The organism is Micromonospora sp. R311 (assembly GCF_056780015.1).
The window spans coordinates 24,982-45,601 of record NZ_JBSWCE010000041.1 but is presented as its reverse complement, the minus strand read 5'-3'; the positions used below and the strand labels follow the sequence as shown (position 1 = coordinate 45,601).

The following is a 20,620-nucleotide window of genomic DNA, read 5'->3' as shown; positions in this document are numbered from 1 at the left end:
CCGCCTATGCCCCCTCGCGCGCTTTGCCCGTCGACACGTCGATCTTGCCCGTCACAGCCTCCGTGATCAGAGCGGCACGGCGCTCCCGCGCCAGGCCGATGAACTCCTCAGCCTTCGCGATCAGAGCATCAATTCTTGACACCTGTGCCTCGATGGATGCCACGATTTTTCCCTGTGCGCCCAGGGGCACGAGCGGGACGCTCAAGGCCTTGATGTCGTCGAGTGCAAGCTGGACCTTCGTACCGCCTGCCGCGCCCAGCTTGAGCTGGTCCTGCCCCTCAGTCGTGAGCATGAAGTAGCCAACGAACTGCGAGTCGAACATCGAAGGGGTGAGCCGGCACAGTGCGACATGCTGGCTCACATACGCTCCTACCCACTCGTCAGTGACCACCGCTACCGACCCGAGGTAGGCAGTGATTGAGAAGAGGAGGTCGTCGCCCCTCAACCGCGTGCGTGATCCCTCCGTAACGCCTGAAGGGAGTTCGACGTACTGGATATCTCCCCTCAGGGTCAAATTGGTGCGCGGCAGGTTTCCGATCCTGAGAAACCGCTCGCCTTCGTCGGCGTAGTAGTCGCCCCACCCGCGCGATCCGCTGGTGAGGAAGCGGATCCCACGTCGAAGTTGCACACGCTTCGCCCCGAGCGCTTCGAACTCTGTGTCCAGGACAGCCTGTCGGCGCTCACGCAGGGTCCCAATCAACTGCTCCTGCTTAGCGATCAGGGCGTCGATCTGGGCCATCTCGCGGTCGAGATACTCGGCAATCCGCTGTTGCTCATCGGCCAACGGCGCGGGAACCTCGAACCTACCGACCTTCTCTGCCGTGAAGTGGGGAATCGTTGCGGTACTCGCAACCAGACCAACGTGACCGCGGCGGAGCGCGCTCTGGAGCGCGTAGTCAATAAACTTCCCGTGGGCCAGGCCGTCGCGCGCCCGTAGTCGGATGATCGAGTTTTGGAACCCCCAGCCGGACAGATCCTCAGTTAGCATCGCGGACCGGCCATAACCTGCACCGCCCTCAACGACGATCACGTCACCGCGTCGGAGTTCGAGTGCACGCAGTTCTGTTGGGGTGAACCACATTCGCTGCTCGGGAAGCTCAATAAACCGTCCGTCAGGCTGAACATGAGCCGCCCGCACGTATGGTGCTTCGACCTCGTTGACTGACTTCGGCTCCGGCTGAACCATCTTCCCGAGCGTGACTTGAGCCAGCCGCTTGATCGGAAGCATATCGGTCATGCTTCAACCTGCTTGAGCATGTCAAGGATCTCTGCGACGACCTTTTCCAGATCGGCATCGATCTCCGCGAGAGGCCTCGGCGGGAGGTACTGGTAAAAGTGGCGGCTGAACGGGATTTCGTAGCCGACGTTGGTCTTTGACTCGTCGATCCAGGCGTCGGGGACGTGGGGCTTGACCTCGGCGTCGAAGTACGCGGCGATCGTTTCTTCCATTGCGTCGTGCGCCTTGGGGTGGCTGCCCCAGCCGAAGGGCACGATCTCGGTGTCGCGTAGTCCGGTGTCGGGCTCGGGGTTGCCCTTGGAGTCAGTGCAGATGTCGGCGTCGTCGTCGCGCTCGCCGAGGGTCTGCCACAGGGTCTTGCGCTGCGCTGGGGTGAGGCGGACGCTGGCGGCCCCGAGGTGTTTGCCGAGGTCGCGCAGGAAGTCCGCGCGATTGCGGTACAGCTCGGTGCCGAAGGCCCCGAGCGAGGTGACCAGGCCGTCGATCTTGCTCAGCTGCCTGTGCTCGGCCACGGCCTCGATGCGCTCGGGCGTGCAGGCGAAGTTCAGGCGCAGGGGGCGTTCAACGGTGACTGACCAGTAGGCGAAGTCGAGGGCGTCGAAAACCTTGGAGATATCGGAGTTCGCCATCGTGGCGTAGGCCTGCAAGACCTTGGCGCGGTCGGCCTCGCTGATCTCGACCCGCTTGTTGCCCAGCGACTTGCGCATCTTGGTGGCGAACCCGGTGGCGTCGATGAGCTGGACCTTGCCCTTGCGCTCGGGCTGCTTGGTGTTATCCAGGATCCACAGGTAGGTCGCGATGCCGGTGTTGTAAAACATGTCGGTCGGCAGGGCGACGATGGCCTCGACGAGGTCGTTCTCCAGCAGGTGCCCGCGAATGTCGGACGGGCCGGAACCGGCGCCGCCGTTGAACAGCGGGGAACCGTTCAGCACGATGCCCGCCCGACCACCACGGCCGTGCTCGTCGACGTCACGCATCTTGGAAGCAACGTGAAGCAGGAACAGCATGGCGCCGTCGCCGATCCCGGGCAGGCCTGGGGCGAAGCGCCCGTTGGCGGCCTCGTGCTCGCGGCGGACCTGCTTCTCCGAGGCCTTCCAGTCCTGCCCGAAAGGCGGGTTGGACAGAATGAAGTCGAAGCCACGGTCGGCGAACTTGTCCTCGGCGAGGGTGTCGCCCAGGCGGACGTTAGACACGTCCTGCCCCTTTAGGAGCAGGTCGGACTTGCAGATCGCGTAGGAGTGCTTGTTGATCTCCTGGGCGAACAGGTTCAGGTTCGCCTTCGGGTTCATCGCCAGCAGGTGCTCTTCGGCGACCGAGAGCATGCCGCCGGTGCCCGCCGTCGGGTCGTAGACGCTGCGGGAAACGCCGGGGGCGCGCAGGGCCTCGGGGTCCTCGGCAAAAACGAGGTCAACCAGGAGGCGGATCGCATCGCGCGGGGTGTAGAAGTCACCGGCCTGCTCGTTCGAGGCCTCAGCGAACTTGTAGATCAGGTTCTCGAACAGATCACCCATCGCGGCGTTGTCCGCCTTGTCCGGGTGCAGGTCGATCTCGGCGAACCCGCGGGTGACCAGGCCGAGGCGGTTGTGCTCGTCGAGCTCCTTGATCTGCGCCTCGAACCCGAAGTTCTTGAAGACGTCGATGTCCGCACTGAAGCCATTGACGTAGTCGATCAGGTTCGCCGCGAGGTTGTCCGGATCCTCGAGCGCCTTCTTGAGGGTGTACGCGGAGGTGTTCCAGAACGACAGGCCCGCGCTCTCATCCGTGCGGGTACGGCGGCGCAGCTGGTTCGCGATCCACATCGCGCCGTACCCGCCATCGGCTGCCTCCTGGACCACCGCCGTCATGACCTCGCGGTGCGGCTCCATCACGCACTCGAGCCGGCGCAGGATCGTGAACGGCAGGATCACGCTGCCGTACTGGTTCGGCTTGTACGGGCCTCGCAAGACATCGGCGATGCCCCACACGAAGTTGCTGAGCGCGCTCACGTGGTCGGTGCTCCAGGTTGTGGGTCGACGTGTTGCCCTACACCAGAGGTGCAGCGGCTCGGGGGACCCAAGCCTACCGACAGTCTTGTCACCCGCCGATCATCACTGACGCTCGCAACACCCGTGCCGTTGAAGAGCCGGGCTGGGATGCGAACCCGCGCCTGCAGAGCGGGTTGCCATCCCGATACTCACCTATGGATGGCAAGGAGCCGGAGCCCTCGCCGGAGGCAGCAACCGCAGCCCCGTGACCGCCGTCAGCTCGCCGAGGCGGCCTGAGTGCTCTCCTACCTACGCCGCGCGGGATGCCAGCCCGCGCGGCCGGCCGGCTGTCGGCCCACCATCTCACCGGTCAACTGTCTGGCTCGCTCACCGGTCAACTGTCTGGCGTTCTGCGGCGGCCCTCCGGGCTTCCCGCTACCCCGCGCGACACGCCTACCCAACCGCCGCGGCGGTCAGCCACGGCCAGTCCGCGTTACGGCCCGCCTCGAGCAGCGACACCAGCCGGAAGGCGTGGTCGGTCAGACCACCCACCGTGTGCCGCGTACCGGCGCCGGACGCGTTCGCGCCGACACGGTAGCCGCCGATGTTCCAGGTGTAGCAGCTACCGCTGAGCGGAGAAGGGATACGCCGATGGGCGGGATCCGACCAGGAGGCCGTCCCGCCCATGCACGTGCGCCGACGGAAGCGTCAGAAGGTTCGCGACGCCGGCGTGATTGGCCGTTGACGTGCCTCGCCGCACGGGCCGGCAACCTGTCGCGCCCCCGCCGCCTGAACGAGCGGAACCGGTGGTAGCGCTCGGAATGTGCTCGGTGAGTCATGGGCGGGCCCGGGTAGCTCTGGTCATTGTCGGGCAGCGGTGGGTACCAGGCGTTGCCGGGCGATGATCGGATGCTCGGTGTGTGCTCCACCGGTCGGAGCAACGGCGGCTGCCAGCGGTAAGCACGGGTGGGCACTCCTGGGCGCTCGTGGCTATCCGCTGGCAGGTAAGCTGGGCCATCGCGCCCTCGTAGCTCAGGGGATAGAGCATCGGTTTCCTAAACCGTGTGTCGCAGGTTCGAATCCTGCCGGGGGCACCAGGTCAGCACCTCAATCACCGATCCTCCGTCCCCCAGGGGACATCCGTGCATCCCGGCCCGTCCAGCCGGCCGCCGCCCAGGTCGTGCGACGCCACCCAGCTCCGCGGCTCGGCGGGCGGCTCGACGAATGCCTGATGGCCCGTCGGGTACCCGGTTGGCGATAACGAAGGAACAAGTCGGAAGACGCCCGCGCCGCTACCGCGCCGGGCCGAGCCGACCCGTTGGGTGTGGAATCGCCACGGCTGATCTGACATGGGCGGAAAGGGAGGCCTGCGGTGAAGGACAGGATCCTGAAGGGGCTGCGGAAGAGGGCGAACACGATCGTGGTGCGCCGGAGACGCGGGGATGCCTTGATCAGCAGGCCGACCGCGGCCAGAAGGCCCGGCAGGCTCTTTCAATGAGAGCGCGACCCGCCGGCCGGTGGCCCCCGGATGTGGTGGGGGCACGGCTGGCCGCACAGTGACCCGGGCAACGGTCGTCCGGGGTTGACCTCAACCGGCCTTGAGGTTGTCGGATCGTCTCATGCGTGCCATTCAGCTTCACGAGTTCGGTCCGCCCGGCAACCTGGTCCTCGACGACCTGCCGGACCTGTCACCCGGCGCCGGCCAGGTGCGGATCGCCGTCCGGGCCAGCGGGGTGCACCTGCTGGACACGACGTTGCGGCGGGGGGAGGCCGGCGGGCCCCTGCCGCTACCGGAGCTGCCCACCATCCCGGGCCGGGAGGTCGCCGGCGTGGTGGACGCGGTGGGCGCGGGCGTCGGCGAGTCCTGGCTCGGCCGGCGGGTCGTCGCCCACCTGGGCATGGTGCCGGGCGGGTACGCCGAGCAGGCGGTCACCGCGGTCGAGTCGCTGTTCGCCGTACCGGAGCGGCTGAACTTCCCCGAGGCGGTGGCCGTGGTCGGTACCGGCCGGACCGCCCTCGGGGTCTTCGAGCTGGAGCGTCCGAGCGCGGACGACGTCGTCCTCGTGCCCTCGGCGGCCGGGGGCATGGGTTGGCTGCTGGTGCAGGCCGCCCGGTCGACCGGTGCCACGGTGGTGGCGGCGGCGCGGGGGAACGAGCGGACGGCGGCGCTGCACGACCTGGGGGCCCACCTCGTGGTCGACTACGGGCTGCCCGACTGGCCCGACCGGGTCCGGGAGCAGGTCGGCGGCCCGACCCTGGTCTGGGACGGGGTGGGCGGCGCGGTGGGGCGGGCCGCCCTCGAGCTGCTGCGCCCGGGCGGCCGGTTCATGATGTTCGGCTGGTCGTCCGGCGAGGCGACCAAGGTGGACACCGCGGACCTGATCGAGCGCGGCCTCACCGTCGGCTGGCTGGGGCACCGGATGCGGGCCCTGCCCGGCGGCATCCCGGGGCTCGCCGCCCGGTCGCTGGAACTCGCCGGCCGGGGCTGGTGGCGGCCGCGGGTGTCGACGTATCCACTGGCCGACGCGGCTACCGCGCACGCCGACCTGGAGGGGCGCCGGGCACTGGGCAAGGTGGTGCTGACGGTTTCGGACTGACCGGACGGCGGTGGGCGGCGACGCCGGGCTATTCCGCCGGCCGGCGGGCCAGCAGGTACGCCTGCGGCGTGCGCTCCATGCGGCCCGCGAACATCTCGGGTTCGCGCACCAACCGCACCCGCGTCTCCAACCCGGCCTCGGTCAGCAGTTCGGCGACCCGATCCGGCCGCCGGCGCCGGAAGGTCAGCGAGACCGGGTGACCGAGCGCCTCGGTCAGGTGCAACGGCTCGTCGCCGACCTGGAACGCCAGCAGCAGGTGACCGCCGGGCGCCAGCGCCCGGCGGAACCCCGCGAAGGTGGCCGGGAGCAGGTCGTCCGGGAGGTGGATGGTCGAGTACCAGGCCACGATGCCGCCGAGGGTCGCGTCCGGCACGTCCAGGTCGGTCATCGAGCCCACCGCGAAGCGCAGCCCGGGGTGCGTCGCGCGGGCCGTCTCGATCATCTGCGGGGACAGGTCGACGCCGAAGACGTCCAACCCGAGCCCGTGCAGGTGGCCGGCGATCCGGCCGGGACCGCAGCCGACGTCGGCGACGGGTCCGTTGCCGCCGGCGCGTACCAGCTCGGCGAATCCGGTGAGGACGGCCCGGTCCCACGGCTTGCTCGCCAGTTCGTCCTGGAGATGCTCGGCGTAGCTGGTGGCCACGGTGTCGTAGGACGTGCGGGTGTCGCGCAGGAAGTCGGGTTCGATCATCCCGGCACGCTACCGGGCCGGGACGACGGCCACGGGCGGCGCGTCGGTCGTCGCCCGGCCCGTCGGCGGCGCCCCGCCCGGCCGCCCCGCCAGCCGATCGGCGCTGGCGGGGCGGCGGTGCGCGTCAGGTCAGAGCGCGGCCCGGATCGCCTCGGCCAGCGTGGTCGGCTCGCGGCCGATCAGCCGGGCCAGGTCGTCGCCCGCCACGTGCAGCTCGCCCGCGGCGGCGGCCCGGTCGTCGTCGGCGAGGAGCTCGGCGTACTCCCGGGGCAGGCCGGCGTCGACGAGCACCTCGACGTACTTCTCCACCGGCAGGTCGGTGTAGCCGACGTGCCGGCCGGTCTGCCGGGACAGCTCCTCGGCCAGCTCGGTCATGGTGAACCCCGCGCCACCCAGCTCGTACACCCGGCCGGCGTGGCCCTCGGTGGTGAGCACCGCGGCGACGGCCTCGGCGTAGTCGGCGCGGGCCGCGCCGCTGATCCGGCCGTCCCCGGCCGCGCCGGCGATCCCGTGCTCCAGGTACGCCGGGATCTGCGGGAGGTAGTTCTCGAAGTACCAGCTGTTGCGCAGGAACACGTACGGCAGGCCGGAGGCCGCGATCACCTGCTCGGTACCCCGGTGGTCGACGGCCAGGACCAGGCTGGAGGTGTCCGCCCTGGGGGCGCTGGTGTAGGCGATCAGCCGGACGCCGGCCTCCTCGGCCGCGGTGACCACGTTGCGGGCCTGTTCGACCCGGCGGCCGATCTCGGTGCCGGAGACGAACGCCAGCTTCTCCGCGCCGGCGAACGCGGCGCGCAGCGATTCGACGTCGTTGTAGTCGGCCCGCCGTACGGTCACGCCCCGGTCGGCCAGGTCGGCCAGCCGGTCGGTGTCCCGGCCGAGCGCCACCACCTCCCCGGCCGGCACCCCGCGGCGGAGCAGCGACTCGACGATCAGGCGGCCGAGGTGGCCGGTGGCTCCGGTGACGACGATGGACATGGGCACTCCCTTGCGCGGAAAGGTGTCGGTCGTCAGCGTCAACGGGAACACCGGACCGTCACTTCCCGTTGGAGAGTAGGCACCTTGAAGTGCGTGGCATACCAATGGAGAGTGGTGGCGTGCAGCCGAACGTCTACGCCCGCGACTGCGGCAGCCGGCAGGTGCTGGACCGGATCGGTGACCGGTGGAGCGTCCTGGTGGTGCTCGTCCTCGCCGACGGCACCAAGCGCTACGGCGAACTGGCGCAGCGGATCGAGGGGATCAGCCAGAAGATGCTCACCCAGACGCTGCGCGGGCTGGAACGGGACGGGCTGGTCACCCGGACCGTGCACGCCAGCGTGCCGCCCCGGGTCGACTACGCGCTGACCGACCTCGGCCGCAGCCTGCTCGACCTGGTCGCCGGGCTGGAGAGCTGGGCCACCACGCATCTGGACGAGGTGAAGGCGGCCCGGGCCCGCTACGACGTCCGGTGACGGTCCGGCCGGACAGCGGTGCGGCTGGAGACCGGCGATCGGTGTAACGAAGATTGCCGCCAATACGCTGCGCCGCGAGCCCGCGCGCGTGGTTCCCACCCGGCATAGGCTCCGCCCTATCAGGGGATCGGCACGTGATGACAATCCCACAGTCGGTGTCGGACGCGATCGAGGGGGCGTGTCCGGCGTCGTGCCGGTTCCCGCCGGTTCGCTCCACCCGACGGAGGATCGCGTGCGTCGTACCGCACTCTTCGCCACCCTGACCACCGCGGCGCTCGGCGCCGCCCTCGCCGCCGCCACGCCCGCGTCGGCGATCAACACCTACAACGCCCTGCCCGCCCCGGAACGCACCGAGGTCGGCGCCCTGATCGTGCAGTGGGACCGCGACGGCGACCCCGGCACGCCGGATGTCGTCGACTGGTACTGCTCCGGCACCATGATCGACCGCGACGTCTTCCTGACCGCGTCGCACTGCACCACCGACTGGGCCCCGGGCGCCCGGTTCTACGTCTCGCTCGCCCAGGACGTCGAGGGCGCGCTGGCCGCCGCCAAGGCAGCCGGGCTCAGCCCGGCGCAGGTGGCCGTCGCCGTCGCGGTCGAGGGCACCGAACACGTCCACCCGGACTACCCGGGCAACTCCGCGGACTCGCACGACATCTCCGTGGTCACCTTCGACGCTGCCCAGGCGGCGGAGCTGGACCGACGGTGGGACTTCACCCCGGCGGCCCTGCCCGGTGCCGGGCAGCTCGACGCGCTCGGCTCCCGCGCGCTCGACGCGGCCCGCTGGGAGGTCATGGGTTACGGCACCGCCGAGGCCCAGCGCGAGCCGGGCGGGCACGTGCACCCGGGCGGCGGGGTGCGGATGAAGGCCGAGGTCGGCTTCGACGCGCTCAACAAGACCTGGGTGCGCCTGGCGATGAACGAGAGCCGGGACTACGGCGGCGCCTGCTACGGCGACTCCGGCGGCCCGAACTTCGTCACCCTCGGCGGGCAGCGGATCCTGGCGTCGACCACGATCACCGGCGACGCCCCCTGCTATGCCACCAACGTCACCTACCGGCTGGACAGCGACAGCGCCCGGGACTTCCTGGACGACTTCGTCGACCTGCCCTGACGGGATCGCGGGCCGGCTGCGCCGGCCCGCCGACGGGGCACGCGACGGCGGCCGGCGGGACCATCGCCGGCCGCCGCCGCGCGGCATACCCGGGCCGCCCCCGTCGCGGCCCGGGGCCGTCAGCCCGCCGGGAGCTGCTCGGCCGTGGTGAGCACCCGGTCGATCAGGCCGTACTCGCGGGCCTGCTCGGCGGTGAACCAACGGTCCCGGTCCCAGTCCCGCTGGATCTCCTCCAGGGTGCGCCCGCTGTGCCCGGCGATCAGCTCCTGCATGGTCCGCTTCACGTGCAGCATGTTCTCGGCCTGGATGGTGATGTCCGCGGCGGTGCCGCCCATCCCGCCGGACGGCTGGTGCATCATGATCCGCGAGTGCGGCAGCGCGAAGCGCTTACCGGCCGCACCGGCGCAGAGCAGGAACTGCCCCATCGAGCCGGCGAAGCCGAGCGCCAGGGTGGCTACGTCGTTGCGGACGTACCGCATGGTGTCGTAGACGGCCATGCCGGCGCTCACCGAGCCGCCCGGCGAGTTGATGTAGAGGTAGATGTCCCGCTCGGCGTCCTCGGCGGCGAGCAGCAGGATCTGGGCGCAGATCTGGTTCGCCGACGCATCGGTCACCTCGGTGCCGAGGAAGACGATCCGTTCCTTCAGCAGCCGCTCGAAGACCTGGTCGCCGAAGGTCGGCCGCCCGCCGTCCAGCATCCGTATGCCGCTCTCGATCATCGCGTCCGCCTTCCACCGTGCCGGCGGGCGGCGGAACCGCCCGGGGGACCGGCGCTTCCAGCCTCCGGCGCACCGCGGGCGGAGCCCAGCGTTTCTGCCCGCGGCAGATCCGCCGTGGGCAGAACCCGGCCGGGCTAGGCGGGGGTCAGCCGCCGCCGGCCCGCCCGGGCCCGCCGCCGGGCCAGCATCCTGTCGGTACGCGGACCGGGGCGGCGGGCCGGCCCGGGGGCGATCAAGCGCACCCGCAGGCCGGATCCGCTTCCCAGCGCTCCGTGGCCCACCCAGCCGAGCGACGGCGGAGCGCCCGTTCCCAGGGTCGCCCCGCCGGCGTGCAGCACGCGCCCGACAGCCGTGCCGCCGGCCCCGACGTGCCGGCCGATCGGGCCGAGCGCCGTGCCGGTGACCTCGACCGTGCCGCTCACCGGGTGGCGCGGACTGCGGGCGTCCTCGAGCCAGCGCTCGCCCGGACCGGTGACCGGATCGTCGCCGAGCCCGGTCGTCGCGCGCACCCGTGGCGCTTCGCCATCGGCGTGGAAGCCGATCCGCAGGCGCGGGCTCGTCTCGTCCCGAGTGGCCGGTACCCGCTCCAGCCGGGCCAGCGCCACCCCGGACGGCACCCGCCGCTCGACCCGGCGAAGCTCGTCGCGGGCCTCCTCGAGCAGGTCGGAGAGGTTGATCCCGAGCGCCCGGCAGACCGCTGCCAGCACCTCGGAGGAGGCCTCCTTACGCCCGCGTTCCACCTCGGAGAGGTACGGCAGCGAGACGCCGGCCGCCTGGGCGACCTCCCGCAGCGTACGGCCCTGCCGTAGCCGTACCCGGCGCAGCACCCCGCCGATCACCCGTCGCAGCAGCGACATGTGGGCCTCCTCGCGGTCGTTGTCTCGAGACGCTTCCCATCATGCCGCCTGGGGGGCGCCGCGTGCCGACGCGGTCGGGCCGCCGGGCTCCCCGTGGGCGGCATCCGGTCCGGTGGGCGACGGCGGGCGGGCGACCGGCCGGGCCGGTCGGCTCAGCGCCAGACGACCGCCCGGGAGTGCCAGCTCGGCGAGAGATGGTCCGCCGCGCCGACGATCAGACCCGTGTCGTTGACATTGATCGCCCGGCTGCCCACCGCCCCCTCGGGCAGCGGCAGCAGTTGGGACGGCGTCGACGGGTCGGGCCACACCATCGCCCGTCCCGCGCGCCCGTCCGTGCCCACCACCACGTCCGAGTCGTTGACCGCCTGCGCCGTGGGGGAGAAGGCGGTGGTGGCCAGCCGGCGCATGGCCGAGCCGTCCCAGAAGAACGCGCCGGGCTCGCCCGTCGCCGTGGAACTGGTGCCGACCACGTGGCCGAGGTCGTTGATGCCGTTCGCCACGCTGGTGGCGCCGCCGAGTGTGCCGAGCGACCGGGTGACCCCGTCCTGCCAGACGAACGCCCGGTGCTCGTCGGGCGCCGGATCGTCCCAGTCCTGCCAGCCGTGGGTGCCGGCCACCATGCCGGCGTCGTTCACGGCGCTCGCGCTGGCTCCCGGGGGCACGTCGATGGTGATCTCGGTGTCGCCGGTGCGGACGAACGGCCGGCGGCCGGAGAAGCTGTCGGTGACGTGGTAGACCCCGACAACCCGCGTGCCGGCGGTGTCGTACGCGATGGAGAACAAGCCGCCGGTCAGGCCGAGGTCCTGGATCTTCCCGTTCACCCAGGCGACTGCGTGGCTGTTGCCCTGGGCGTCCTGGCTCGTTCCGACGATCCGGCCCTGCTCGTCGATGGCCTCCGCCTGGCTGTTCGAGCCGCCGAGGGTGCCCAGGTCCTCGATGCGACCGTCCACCCAGCGCACCGCGTGCCAGTACCCGGTGGCCAGCCGGGCGGAACCAACCACCACCCCCTGCCCGTTCATGTCCGACGCGGACGCACTGAGCCCGTCGAGCGACGGCAGCACGACGACGGTGCGGGCGGCCGTGGGCAGGGGTGCGGGAGTCGTCGGGGGCGGCGTCGGCGACACCGTGGGTTCCGGTGACGTAGCTGGCTTCGGCCTTCTGGTCGCCTCGATCGGCCCCGGCCTGGTGTCCGGCCGTCCCGCCAGGGCCGGAGTCGTGCCGACCAGCAGCGTGGCGAGAACCGCGCCACCGACGGCCAGTGCTCTACGGGTCCGCATCCCGGGTCTCCCTCGTCAGGACGATCTGTACGCCGAGTCTCACCCGGGATGACGTCGGTGGATGTGACGAGATGCTTACCGCTGGCGCGCTGCTGGTGCGGATCGCGAGCCCGGCCGGCCGGGGGACGGCGTAGCCGCTATGTTGTGGGCGTGCACGCGTCGGCGGAGTCGGAGCAGGTCCTGCGGTGATCCATTTTCCGGCGCAGCGGCGGGGGCCGCTGAGCGCGTTGAGTCTGCGGCTGGCCGGGGCGATCGGGCTGGTCTTCGCCACCGTCGCCGTGGTCTACCTCGACCGGGACGGCTACCGGGACGTCAACGAGGACGGGCTGACCCTCCTCGACTGCTTCTACTACGTGGTGGTGTCGCTCTCCACCACCGGCTACGGCGACATCACCCCGGTCAGCCAGAGCGCGCGGCTGATCAACGTCCTGTACATCACCCCCGCCCGGGTGATCTTCCTGATCATCCTGGTCGGCACCACGCTGGAAGTCCTGACCGAGCAGTACCGCACCGGCCGTCGGCTGTCGCGGTGGAGGAGAACCGTGAAGGACCACGTCATCATCTGCGGCTACGGCACCAAGGGCCGTAGTGCGGTCTCCGCCCTGCTGGAGAACGGTCTGGACAAGTCGCGGATCGTGGTGGTGGAGCGCAACGGCGCCGCACTGCGGCAGGCCACCTCGGCCGGGCTGGTGGCGATCGAGGGTTCGGCGACCCGTTCGTCGGTGCTCAACGAGGCGCACGTCCGGCACGCCAAGGCGGTCATCATCGCGACCGACAGCGACGACGCGTCGGTCCTGGTGGCGTTGACCGTACGCCAGCTCACCGCCGGTCAGGTGCGGATCATCGCCGCCGCCCGGGAGGCCGAGAACGCCCCGCTGCTGAAGCAGAGCGGCGCGCACCACGTGATCGTCTCGTCGGCGACCGCCGGCCGGCTGCTGGGGCTCTCCACCTCCGCCCCGCCGCTGATCGACGTGGTGGAGGATCTGCTCACGCCCGGGCAGGGGATGGCGCTGGCCATGCGCTCGGCCGAGCGCCACGAGGTCGGCCGCTCGCCCCGGGAGCTGGATTCGCTGGTCATCGCCCTGGTCCGGCGGGGCAAGGTGGTGACCCTGGCGGACCGGGCCGGTGCGGTGATCGAGACCGGCGACATGCTGGTCCACGTCCGCGACGACCGTCCCCAGTCGGCTCCCACCGCCTGACCGCCCGCCCGGCGCGCCGCCGGTGTCGACACCGGGCGGACCGCGCGTCGGCCCGCCCGATGCTCAGCACTGGCTGTCGGACTCCGGCTCGCACGCGGCCGCCGCGGCGGCGCAACTGGGCGTCGTCCCGCTGGCCGCCCGCCGGAGCAGTTCGTAGAGCGTCTCCCGCTCGGCGGGGTCCAGTGCGCCGAGCACCTCGTCCTCGGCGCTCGCCATGGCGCATTCCGCCGCGTTGAGGCGTTTCGCACCGGTTTCGGTGAGTTCCACCACGTGCCGGCGGCGGTCCTCGGGTGAGCGCCGCCGCTCGACCAGGCCGGCGGCCTCCAGGTCGTTGAGCAGCCCGACGACGTTGGTGCCGTCGATCTGGAGCGTGCTGGCGAGCCCCTGCTGGCTGATGCCGCCCTGGTCGCGCAGCACGGTGAGGGCGACCAGGTGTCGGGGGCGCAGGCCGAGTGGCGCCAGTACCGACTCCGACCGCAGCCGCATCCGCCGGGCCAGGTGCTCGAGCAGTGCTCCGGAGCGGTGCTCCGACTGGTCGACCGGCGCGGCTGGCATGTGACCCAGTTTACCCGGCGCGTGAAACATCGGTCTGCTATAAATGGTTGGCGCTACATAAATGATCTGTGGAGGGTTAGCCAAATGCCGCACCTGTTGCACATCGACTCGAGCATCCGGGGGGAGCACTCGGTCAGCCGGCGGCTCACCGCCCGCGCGGCCGCCGCCTGGCGGGCCGCCCATCCGGGTGGCACGGTGGCCTACCGGGACCTGGGCAGGGAGCCGCTGCCGCACCTGGACGAGGCGGGTGGGTTGGCCCGGATGGTGCCGGCCGACCAGCACACCCCGGCGCAGCGCGCGTCGTGGGAGCTGACCGAACGGCTGGTCGACGAGGTCAAGCGGGCCGACACGGTCCTGCTCGGGCTCCCGCTGTACAACTACGCCGCCCCGAGCAGCGTGAAGACCTGGGTCGACCACCTCATCGCGCCCGGCATCGCGTACGACCCGGAGACCGGCGCCGGTCTGCTGGGCGACCGCGAGTTCATCGTGCTGGCCAGCCGCGGCGGCGGCTACGGCACCGGCACTCCCCGGGAGGGTTGGGACCACGCCGAGCCCTGGCTTCCCCACGGCATCTCGCAGACCGGCCTGGAGCCGCGTTTCATCACCGCCGAGCTCACCCTCGCCCCGGTGGTCCCGGCCATGGCCGAGCTGGTCGGGCTGCACGAGGAGAGCCTGGCGGCGGCCGAGCGCGCCATCGACGGGCTCTGGGTGCCGGCCTCGGTCGGCTGAGGGGTCACCCGGACAACCGGACAGGGCGGTCGTCCCCCTCGCGGGGGCGACCGCCCTGTACCGTGCGCTCAGTCGTGGATCAGAGGATCGTCCAGGTGTCGCCGCTGGCGAGCAGGCCGGCGAGTTGCTGCTCCGGGGTGTCGGTGACCTTCGCCCTCGCGGTGGCGAGCTGCTCCTGAACGACGCTGTCGTAGGAGGGGCGGTCCACCGAGCGGAACACCCCGATGGGGGTGTTGCGCAGGTCGAGGCCGGGCAGCCGGGACAGCGCGAACGCGTACGCCGGGTCGGTGACCGTGGCGTCGTGGACGACGATCTCGTCGGGGCTGGTGGCCGCGGTCTCCCGCACCTCCAGGCCGAACCCGCCGGGCGGGTGGACGACGCAGTACTGGCCGTCCTTGCCGAACGTGATCGGCTGCCCGTGCTCCAGCCGGATCAGGTAGTCGTCCCGGGTGGCCGGCTCCTTGAGCTGGTCGAAGGCGCCGTCGTTGAAGATGTTGCAGTTCTGGTAGATCTCCACGAACGCCGACCCCTGGTGCTCGGCCGCCGCCCGCAGCACCGACTGCAGGTGCTTGCGGTCGGAGTCGATGGTCCGGCCGACGAAAGTGGCCTCCGCGCCGAGGGCGAGGGAGATCGGGTTGAACGGGGCGTCGGCGGACCCGACCGGCGTCGACTTGGTGACCTTGCCGACCTCGGAGGTGGGCGAGTACTGCCCCTTGGTCAGCCCGTAGATCCGGTTGTTGAACAGCAGGATCTTGAGGTTGACGTTGCGGCGCAGCGCGTGGATGAGGTGGTTGCCGCCGATGGACAGGGCGTCGCCGTCGCCGGTGACCACCCACACCGAGAGGTCCGGCCGGGTGGCCGACAGGCCGGTGGCGATCGCCGGGGCGCGGCCGTGGATGGAGTGCATCCCGTAGGTGTTCATGTAGTACGGGAAGCGGGACGAGCAGCCGATGCCGGAGACGAACACGATCCGCTCGCGGGGGATGTTCAGCTCGGGCATGAACTGCTGCACGGCGGCGAGGATCGCGTAGTCGCCGCAGCCGGGGCACCAGCGCACTTCCTGGTCGGACTTGAAGTCCTTGGCGGTGAGCTTCAGCGCGATGGGCTCAGACATTCTTCAGGACCTCTTCCAGCATCGTCTCCAGCTCCGCGGCGGTGAACGGCAGGCCGCGGACCTGGTTGTAGCCGATCGCGTCGACCAGGTACTTCGCCCGGATCACGTGCGCCAGCTGGCCGAGGTTCATCTCGGGGATGACCACCCGGTCGTACGAGCGCAGCACCGTCTCGAGGTTGGCCGGCATCGGGGCCAGGTGCCGCAGGTGCGCCTGCGCGACCGACAGCCCGCGCTGGCGCAGGGCCCGGCAGGCGGCGCCGATCGGCCCGTACGTCGAGCCCCAGCCGAGCACCAGGACCCGGGCGTCGCCCTCGGGGTCCTCGACCTCGACGGCGGGCACCGGGATCGCCTCGATCCGCGCCGCCCGGGTGCGGACCATGAAGTCGTGGTTGGCCGGGTCGTAGGAGATGTCGCCGGTCTTGTCGGCCTTCTCCAACCCGCCGATCCGGTGCTCCAGGCCGGGGGTGCCGGGGATCGCCCACGGCCGGGCCAGGGTCTCCGGGTCCCGCAGGTACGGCAGGAAGGTGGTGCCGTCCTCGCCGTTGGGCTCGGTGGCGAACTCGACCCGCAGATCCGGCAGCGCCTCCACGTCGGGCAGCAGCCACGGCTCCGAGCCGTTGGCGACGTAGTTGTCGGACAGCAGGATCACCGGAGTCCGGTAGGTGAGCGCGATCCGGGCCGCCTCCAGGGCCGCGTAGAAGCAGTCCGCCGGCGACTTCGGCGCGATCACCGCCACCGGCGCCTCGCCGTGGCGGCCGTAGAGCGCCATGTTGAGGTCGGCCTGCTCGGTCTTGGTCGGCATACCGGTCGACGGGCCGGCGCGCTGCACGTCGACGATGACCAGGGGCAGTTCCAGCGCCACGGCGAGGGAGATGGTCTCGCTCTTCAGGGCCACGCCGGGGCCGCTGGTGGTGGTGACACCGAGGGCGCCGCCGTAGGAGGCGCCCAGCGCCGCGCCGACCGCCGCGATCTCGTCCTCGGCCTGCATGGTGAGCACGCCGAAGCGCTTGTGCTTGCTCAACTCGTGCAGGATGTCCGAGGCCGGGGTGATCGGGTAGGCGCCGAGGAAGACCGGCAGCCCGGAGCGGACGCCGGCGGCGACCAGGCCGAGCGAGAGGGCGGCGTTGCCGGTGATGTTGCGGTACGTGCCCGGCGGCATCTTCGCCGGCTTGACCTCGTATCGGACGGCGAAGTCCTCGGTCGTCTCACCGAAGTTCCAGCCGGCCCGGAAGGCGGCGATGTTCGCCGCGACCAACTCCGGCCGCGCCGCGAACTTCCGCTCCAGGAACCGCAGCGTCGACTCGTACGGCCGCGAGTACATCCACGACAGCAGACCCAGGGCGAACATGTTCTTCGCCCGCTCGGCGTCCTTCTTGGACACCTCCTGGTCGGCGAGCGCGCCGATGGTCATCGACGTCAACGCCACCGGATGCACCACGTAGCCGGCGAGCGAGTCGTCCTCCAGCGGGCTGACCTGGTAGCCCACCTTGGCCAGGTTGCGCTTGGTGAACTCGTCGGTGTTGACGATGATGTCCGCGCCGCGGGGCAGATCGGCCAGGTTGGCCTTCAACGCCGCCGGGTTCATCGCGACCAGCACGTTCGGCGCGTCACCCGGGGTCAGGATGTCGTAGTCGGCGAAGTGCACCTGGAAGCTCGACACGCCGGGCAGGGTGCCGGCAGGGGCCCGGATCTCGGCGGGGAAGTTCGGCAGCGTGGAGATGTCGTTGCCGAGTTGCGCCGTCTCCGAGGTGAACCGGTCGCCGGTCAACTGCATGCCGTCACCCGAGTCGCCGGCGAACCGGATGACCACCCGGTCCAGTTGGCGGATCTGCTTGGTCACGCCTGCACCTCGCTTCGCTCAGCACGGCCGCGCGGGCGGCTGAACATGATGGTGACCTCGCCTTGCCCGGCCACGTGACCTCCTTGACGCACCGCCGCACCGGCCGTCCGTGGCTGGTCCGGCCCGCTGTCGTTCCTCATCTCAGAGACTACGTCGGATCACCCGGGCAACCTCCCCGGAGGTCCGCCGACTGGGACCGGAAATGGCCGTACTTTGCCCTGTACTGCGGCGTTTCGCCCTGCCCGCCGTAATCCAGATCACCGGTCGCCGCCCGGCCCACCGGCTCCGTCGCGGCCGGTCACTCCGGGATCGCGGGCCGGGCCGTCGGGTCCGGGACCGGAGCGGTCATCCGCCGGCGCAGCGAGGTGGTGGCCAGCGCGAGGGCGAGCACCACCACCAGCGTGGAGACCGCGATCAGCAGGATCGCGGTCCGCTGCACCGAGCTCAACCCGCCGTCGCGGTCGAGCACCGGGGCGGTGGCGGCCACCACGCCCTGCGAGCCGGTGGGCGCGGGGGACGAGGCCACCGGCGTGGCCAGGGCGGCCGCCGCGGTGATCCGGAAGCTCATCTGCACCTGCCGGGTCCGGCCGTTGCGCGGGTCGAGCTGCCCGACCACCGCGCCGGCGAGCGGGGCCGCGCGCTGGGCCTCCGGCGTCGCGACCACCGGCAGCCGCAGCTCGGCGGTACGCCCCGCCGGCACCGAGCCGGCCGCACACCGGGTCCGGTTCGCCGCGACGGCGGTGCAGCCGGCCGGTGGGGTCGGCACGCTCACGCCGTCCGGCAGGACCACCTCGACCCGGCCGGTGGCGTCCACCCGGCCGGTGTTGCCGAGCCGGACGGCGAGTTGGCTCGCCTCGCCGCTGATGTCGAAGGCGACCTCGTCGGCGTGCAACGCGATGCCGGGCGCCGGTGGGCCGGGCGGGAAGAGCACCGCGAAGCCCTCGTTGTCGCTGACCGAGCCAGCCGTGCCGGGCGCGGTCGCGGTGACCCGGACCGAGCCGCTGAGCGGCATCTTCCGCCAGGCGGTGCCATTGACCCGGATCTTCAGTCGGGTGCTGAACCGCGCGCCGGGCGCGGTCGTCCACTCTCCACAGCGGTGCTCGCCGCCGCCGGTGGCGACACAGCCGACCGTGCCCGCGTCGGTCAGCCCGGCGGGCAGGGTGTACCTGAGCCGGATCCGCTCCCGCGCGGTGCCGGTGTTGGTGACGCTGACCCGCAGGGTGGTCACCGTGCTGGCCGAGTTCCAGTACCCGCCGGAGAGTGCCAGGTCGTCGGTGTCGACCCGGACGCCGAGCGGGCTGGTCGGTGGGGCGCCGGGACCGGGCGCGGACGGCCGGACCGGCGGTAGCGGAGCGGGCGGCGGGGGCGCTGTGGTGGTCGGCGGTCCGGTGGTCGGGGCCGGGCTCCCGGAATCGGTGGCGGAGGGGTCCGGATCGGCGGTCGGTGATGCCGGAGGCGTGGTCTCCGGGCTGGTGGGCGGGGCGGTCGTGGGCGCCGACCCGGTGTCGGTCGGGTCGGCGGTCGGAGTCTGCTCGTCCGGTTCGTCCGCCGGCACCGTGCCGGCAGTGGTGACCCGGGCGACGGTCGGTGCGGCGGCCGTCGCCCAGCCGGGCAGGACGGGGATCGCCAGTGCGAGCGCGAGCGGGATCGCCGACAGCGGCGTGACGCGCCGGCCACGCGCCCGCCGAGCGGGCGATACGTCTGCGCGGGGCATCTGTCCTCCGGTGACCAGGGGTGAGAATCTAATATTCGTGACATTTGCCCCAGAGCACTAGTCCCACCAGAAAACAAATTCGTAACGTGTCCGAAACGACCGCCCCGGGCGGAACGGTAGGCTGCCGGCGTGACCGGTTACCTGGGCTCGTACGCGACGCTCGGGCTGCTGCTGCTCGTCAGCGTCCTCTTCTTTGTCATGGCGTTCTCGGCCAACCGGGTGTTACGTCCTGCCCGTCCGGCTGATCCCCCGGGCAAGCGGGCCAGCTACGAGTGCGGGCTCGATCCGGTCGGCGGCGACTGGGCCCAGATGCAGATCCGGTACTACGTGTACGCGTACCTGTACGTGCTGTTCGCCGTGGAGTCGGTCTTCCTCTTCCCGTGGGCGGTCGTCTTCGACCGGCCGGGGTTCGGGCTGGTCACCGTGGTCGAGATGGCGATCTTCGTGGCGGTGCTGGCGCTCGGCATCCTCTACGCGTGGCGGAGGAACATCCTGCGCTGGACCTGACCCGGGCGGCGGCCGGCGATGGTGCCCAACCGGCTGCGCCGACCGACGGTCGGCAGCGGGCGACCGGCGCCGGAAGCGTCATCGGGGTGGGTGACCGGTGCCCGGACGCCCGGCCCGGAGCAGGTCAGGCGAGCCCGCGCCGGGTCGCCGTCGGCGGCCGGTCACCCCGGATCGAGGCGACCATGTCCAGCACCCGGCGGGTCGGGCGTACCTGGTGGGCCCGGAACACCCGGGCGCCCAGCCAGGCGGACACCGCGGTCGCCGCCAGGGTGCCCTCCAGCCGCTCGGCCACCGGCAGGTCCAGCGTCTCGCCGATGAAGTCCTTGTTCGAGAGCGCGACCAGCAGCGGCCAGCCGGTGCCGGAGAGCTCGTCCAACCGGCGGGTGATCTCCAGCGAGTGGCGGGTGTTCTTGCCGAAGTCGTGCGCCGGGTCGATCAGGATGCCGTCCCGGCGTACGCCCAGCGCGACCGCGCGCTCGGCGAGCCCGGTCACCGTCGCGACCACGTCGGCCACCACGTCGTCGAAGGCCGCGCGGTGCGGCCTGGTCCGCGGCGCCAGCCCGCCGGCGTGCGAGCAGACCAGCCCGGCGCCGGTCTCGGCGGCCACCCGGGCCAGCGCCGGGTCGGCGCCGGACCAGGTGTCGTTGAGCAGGTCGGCCCCGGCCGCCACCGCCTCCGTCGCCACCTCGGCCCGCCAGGTGTCGATCGAGATCACCACCTCCGGGAACGCGGCCCGGACGGCGGCGATGGTGTCCACCGTGCGGCGGATCTCCTCGGCCACGTCGACCTCGGCTCCCGGCCCGGCCTTGACCCCGCCGATGTCGATGATCCCGGCGCCCTCCTCGACCGCCCGCTCCACGGCGCGCAGCGCGCTTTCGGCGGCGAACGTGGCGCCCCGGTCGAAGAACGAGTCCGGCGTCCGGTTGACGATCGCCATCACCACCAGCTCGGCGGGGTCGAACGTCCGCGTACCGAGCCGAAGCGCTCCGGCCATGCCGCCTCCCGAGATCCACCACCGACCGCCTGTCGTCGGCCGCTCACGACGCTATCCGGTC

The 20,620-nt window shown here is 71.5% G+C and carries 18 protein-coding genes and 1 tRNA gene; 7 read left to right on the top strand and 12 right to left on the bottom strand.

What is annotated here, in order from left to right:
* Nucleotides 1-4: 4 nt before the first annotated feature.
* Both AC1WTP_RS28465 and AC1WTP_RS28460 read right to left on the bottom strand, forming a co-directional pair.
* The gene (locus tag AC1WTP_RS28465; RefSeq protein ID WP_481652322.1) at nucleotides 5-1,237 is read right to left on the bottom strand and encodes a restriction endonuclease subunit S; all 1,233 of its coding nucleotides are present in this window, start codon (nucleotides 1,235-1,237) and stop codon (nucleotides 5-7) included.
* Nucleotides 1,234-3,222, bottom strand: a complete 1,989-nt coding sequence (locus AC1WTP_RS28460) for a type I restriction-modification system subunit M (RefSeq protein WP_481652321.1) — start codon at nucleotides 3,220-3,222, stop codon at nucleotides 1,234-1,236. Before AC1WTP_RS28460 ends, AC1WTP_RS28465 begins: the two co-directional genes overlap by 4 nt.
* Nucleotides 3,223-4,222: 1,000 nt before the next feature.
* On the opposite strand from AC1WTP_RS28460, the gene AC1WTP_RS28455 reads away from it, so the two are divergent.
* Together AC1WTP_RS28455 and AC1WTP_RS28450 are read left to right on the top strand one after the other, a co-directional pair.
* Nucleotides 4,223-4,298: transfer RNA gene (locus tag AC1WTP_RS28455), tRNA-Arg, on the top strand.
* A 522-nt stretch (nucleotides 4,299-4,820) separates the two neighbouring features.
* Nucleotides 4,821-5,798 (top strand): zinc-binding dehydrogenase, encoded by a 978-nt coding sequence (locus tag AC1WTP_RS28450; protein WP_481652320.1) that lies wholly within the window; start codon nucleotides 4,821-4,823, stop codon nucleotides 5,796-5,798.
* Between the two features lie 28 nt (nucleotides 5,799-5,826).
* Here AC1WTP_RS28450 and AC1WTP_RS28445 read toward each other — a convergent pair whose 3' ends face one another.
* Both AC1WTP_RS28445 and AC1WTP_RS28440 read right to left on the bottom strand, forming a co-directional pair.
* Nucleotides 5,827-6,489: a class I SAM-dependent DNA methyltransferase gene (locus AC1WTP_RS28445; protein ID WP_481652319.1), complete on the bottom strand. Its 663-nt coding sequence runs from the start codon at nucleotides 6,487-6,489 to the stop codon at nucleotides 5,827-5,829.
* A gap of 129 nt (nucleotides 6,490-6,618) precedes the next feature.
* Complete coding sequence (locus tag AC1WTP_RS28440) at nucleotides 6,619-7,467, bottom strand: SDR family oxidoreductase (protein ID WP_481652318.1); 849 nt, start codon at nucleotides 7,465-7,467, stop codon at nucleotides 6,619-6,621.
* A 104-nt stretch (nucleotides 7,468-7,571) separates the two neighbouring features.
* On the opposite strand from AC1WTP_RS28440, the gene AC1WTP_RS28435 reads away from it, so the two are divergent.
* Nucleotides 7,572-7,940, top strand: a complete 369-nt coding sequence (locus tag AC1WTP_RS28435) for a winged helix-turn-helix transcriptional regulator (RefSeq protein ID WP_481652344.1) — start codon at nucleotides 7,572-7,574, stop codon at nucleotides 7,938-7,940.
* Between the two features lie 232 nt (nucleotides 7,941-8,172).
* Nucleotides 8,173-9,054 (top strand): trypsin-like serine protease, encoded by an 882-nt coding sequence (locus AC1WTP_RS28430; RefSeq protein ID WP_481652317.1) that lies wholly within the window; start codon nucleotides 8,173-8,175, stop codon nucleotides 9,052-9,054.
* Between the two features lie 119 nt (nucleotides 9,055-9,173).
* Here AC1WTP_RS28430 and AC1WTP_RS28425 read toward each other — a convergent pair whose 3' ends face one another.
* From AC1WTP_RS28425 to AC1WTP_RS28415, 3 genes are all read right to left on the bottom strand, one after another.
* Complete coding sequence (locus AC1WTP_RS28425) at nucleotides 9,174-9,773, bottom strand: ClpP family protease (RefSeq protein ID WP_481652316.1); 600 nt, start codon at nucleotides 9,771-9,773, stop codon at nucleotides 9,174-9,176.
* Between the two features lie 134 nt (nucleotides 9,774-9,907).
* Nucleotides 9,908-10,630, bottom strand: coding sequence for a helix-turn-helix domain-containing protein (locus AC1WTP_RS28420; protein ID WP_481652315.1), 723 nt, complete (start codon nucleotides 10,628-10,630; stop codon nucleotides 9,908-9,910).
* 152 nt (nucleotides 10,631-10,782) lie between these two features.
* Nucleotides 10,783-11,907, bottom strand: coding sequence for a hypothetical protein (locus AC1WTP_RS28415; protein ID WP_481652314.1), 1,125 nt, complete (start codon nucleotides 11,905-11,907; stop codon nucleotides 10,783-10,785).
* Between the two features lie 185 nt (nucleotides 11,908-12,092).
* Here AC1WTP_RS28415 and AC1WTP_RS28410 point away from each other — a divergent pair, with 185 nt between their 5' ends.
* A complete protein-coding gene (locus AC1WTP_RS28410; protein WP_481652313.1) occupies nucleotides 12,093-13,106 on the top strand; it encodes a potassium channel family protein in 1,014 nt (337 codons plus the stop codon).
* A gap of 63 nt (nucleotides 13,107-13,169) precedes the next feature.
* Here AC1WTP_RS28410 and AC1WTP_RS28405 read toward each other — a convergent pair whose 3' ends face one another.
* Nucleotides 13,170-13,661, bottom strand: coding sequence for a MarR family winged helix-turn-helix transcriptional regulator (locus AC1WTP_RS28405; protein ID WP_481652312.1), 492 nt, complete (start codon nucleotides 13,659-13,661; stop codon nucleotides 13,170-13,172).
* An 84-nt stretch (nucleotides 13,662-13,745) separates the two neighbouring features.
* On the opposite strand from AC1WTP_RS28405, the gene AC1WTP_RS28400 reads away from it, so the two are divergent.
* Entirely contained in the window at nucleotides 13,746-14,390 is a 645-nt protein-coding gene (locus AC1WTP_RS28400) for an FMN-dependent NADH-azoreductase (RefSeq protein ID WP_481652311.1), read from the top strand.
* Between the two features lie 79 nt (nucleotides 14,391-14,469).
* Here the strand turns inward: AC1WTP_RS28400 and AC1WTP_RS28395 are convergent, their stop codons facing one another.
* The 3 genes from AC1WTP_RS28395 to AC1WTP_RS28385 form a co-directional block, all read right to left on the bottom strand.
* Nucleotides 14,470-15,504: a 2-oxoacid:ferredoxin oxidoreductase subunit beta gene (locus tag AC1WTP_RS28395; RefSeq protein ID WP_481652310.1), complete on the bottom strand. Its 1,035-nt coding sequence runs from the start codon at nucleotides 15,502-15,504 to the stop codon at nucleotides 14,470-14,472.
* A complete protein-coding gene (locus tag AC1WTP_RS28390) occupies nucleotides 15,497-17,344 on the bottom strand; it encodes a 2-oxoacid:acceptor oxidoreductase subunit alpha (RefSeq protein WP_481652309.1) in 1,848 nt (615 codons plus the stop codon). The genes AC1WTP_RS28395 and AC1WTP_RS28390 overlap by 8 nt, the downstream gene beginning before the upstream one ends.
* 298 nt (nucleotides 17,345-17,642) lie before the next feature.
* Nucleotides 17,643-19,058 (bottom strand): hypothetical protein, encoded by a 1,416-nt coding sequence (locus tag AC1WTP_RS28385; protein WP_481652308.1) that lies wholly within the window; start codon nucleotides 19,056-19,058, stop codon nucleotides 17,643-17,645.
* Between the two features lie 129 nt (nucleotides 19,059-19,187).
* On the opposite strand from AC1WTP_RS28385, the gene ndhC reads away from it, so the two are divergent.
* A complete protein-coding gene (ndhC, locus tag AC1WTP_RS28380; RefSeq protein ID WP_481652307.1) occupies nucleotides 19,188-19,565 on the top strand; it encodes an NADH-quinone oxidoreductase subunit A in 378 nt (125 codons plus the stop codon).
* 124 nt (nucleotides 19,566-19,689) lie between these two features.
* On the opposite strand, the gene folP is transcribed toward ndhC, so the two are convergent.
* A complete protein-coding gene (folP, locus tag AC1WTP_RS28375) occupies nucleotides 19,690-20,559 on the bottom strand; it encodes a dihydropteroate synthase (protein ID WP_481652306.1) in 870 nt (289 codons plus the stop codon).
* Nucleotides 20,560-20,620 lie beyond the last annotated feature (61 nt).

Bases quoted from the DNA above. Each gene is read 5' to 3' on its own strand.
- AC1WTP_RS28445 (WP_481652319.1), bottom strand. From the start codon at position 6,489: ATGATCGAACCCGACTTCCTGCGCGACACCCGCACGTCCTACGACACC.
- AC1WTP_RS28405 (WP_481652312.1), bottom strand. From the start codon at position 13,661: ATGCCAGCCGCGCCGGTCGACCAGTCGGAGCACCGCTCCGGAGCACTG.
- AC1WTP_RS28440 (WP_481652318.1), bottom strand. From the start codon at position 7,467: ATGTCCATCGTCGTCACCGGAGCCACCGGCCACCTCGGCCGCCTGATC.
- AC1WTP_RS28385 (WP_481652308.1), bottom strand. From the start codon at position 19,058: ATGCCCCGCGCAGACGTATCGCCCGCTCGGCGGGCGCGTGGCCGGCGC.
- AC1WTP_RS28395 (WP_481652310.1), bottom strand. From the start codon at position 15,504: ATGTCTGAGCCCATCGCGCTGAAGCTCACCGCCAAGGACTTCAAGTCC.
- AC1WTP_RS28415 (WP_481652314.1), bottom strand. From the start codon at position 11,907: ATGCGGACCCGTAGAGCACTGGCCGTCGGTGGCGCGGTTCTCGCCACG.
- AC1WTP_RS28420 (WP_481652315.1), bottom strand. From the start codon at position 10,630: ATGTCGCTGCTGCGACGGGTGATCGGCGGGGTGCTGCGCCGGGTACGG.
- AC1WTP_RS28450 (WP_481652320.1), top strand. From the start codon at position 4,821: ATGCGTGCCATTCAGCTTCACGAGTTCGGTCCGCCCGGCAACCTGGTC.
- AC1WTP_RS28400 (WP_481652311.1), top strand. From the start codon at position 13,746: ATGCCGCACCTGTTGCACATCGACTCGAGCATCCGGGGGGAGCACTCG.
- AC1WTP_RS28425 (WP_481652316.1), bottom strand. From the start codon at position 9,773: ATGATCGAGAGCGGCATACGGATGCTGGACGGCGGGCGGCCGACCTTC.
- AC1WTP_RS28465 (WP_481652322.1), bottom strand. From the start codon at position 1,237: ATGACCGATATGCTTCCGATCAAGCGGCTGGCTCAAGTCACGCTCGGG.
- folP (WP_481652306.1), bottom strand. From the start codon at position 20,559: ATGGCCGGAGCGCTTCGGCTCGGTACGCGGACGTTCGACCCCGCCGAG.
- AC1WTP_RS28435 (WP_481652344.1), top strand. From the start codon at position 7,572: ATGGAGAGTGGTGGCGTGCAGCCGAACGTCTACGCCCGCGACTGCGGC.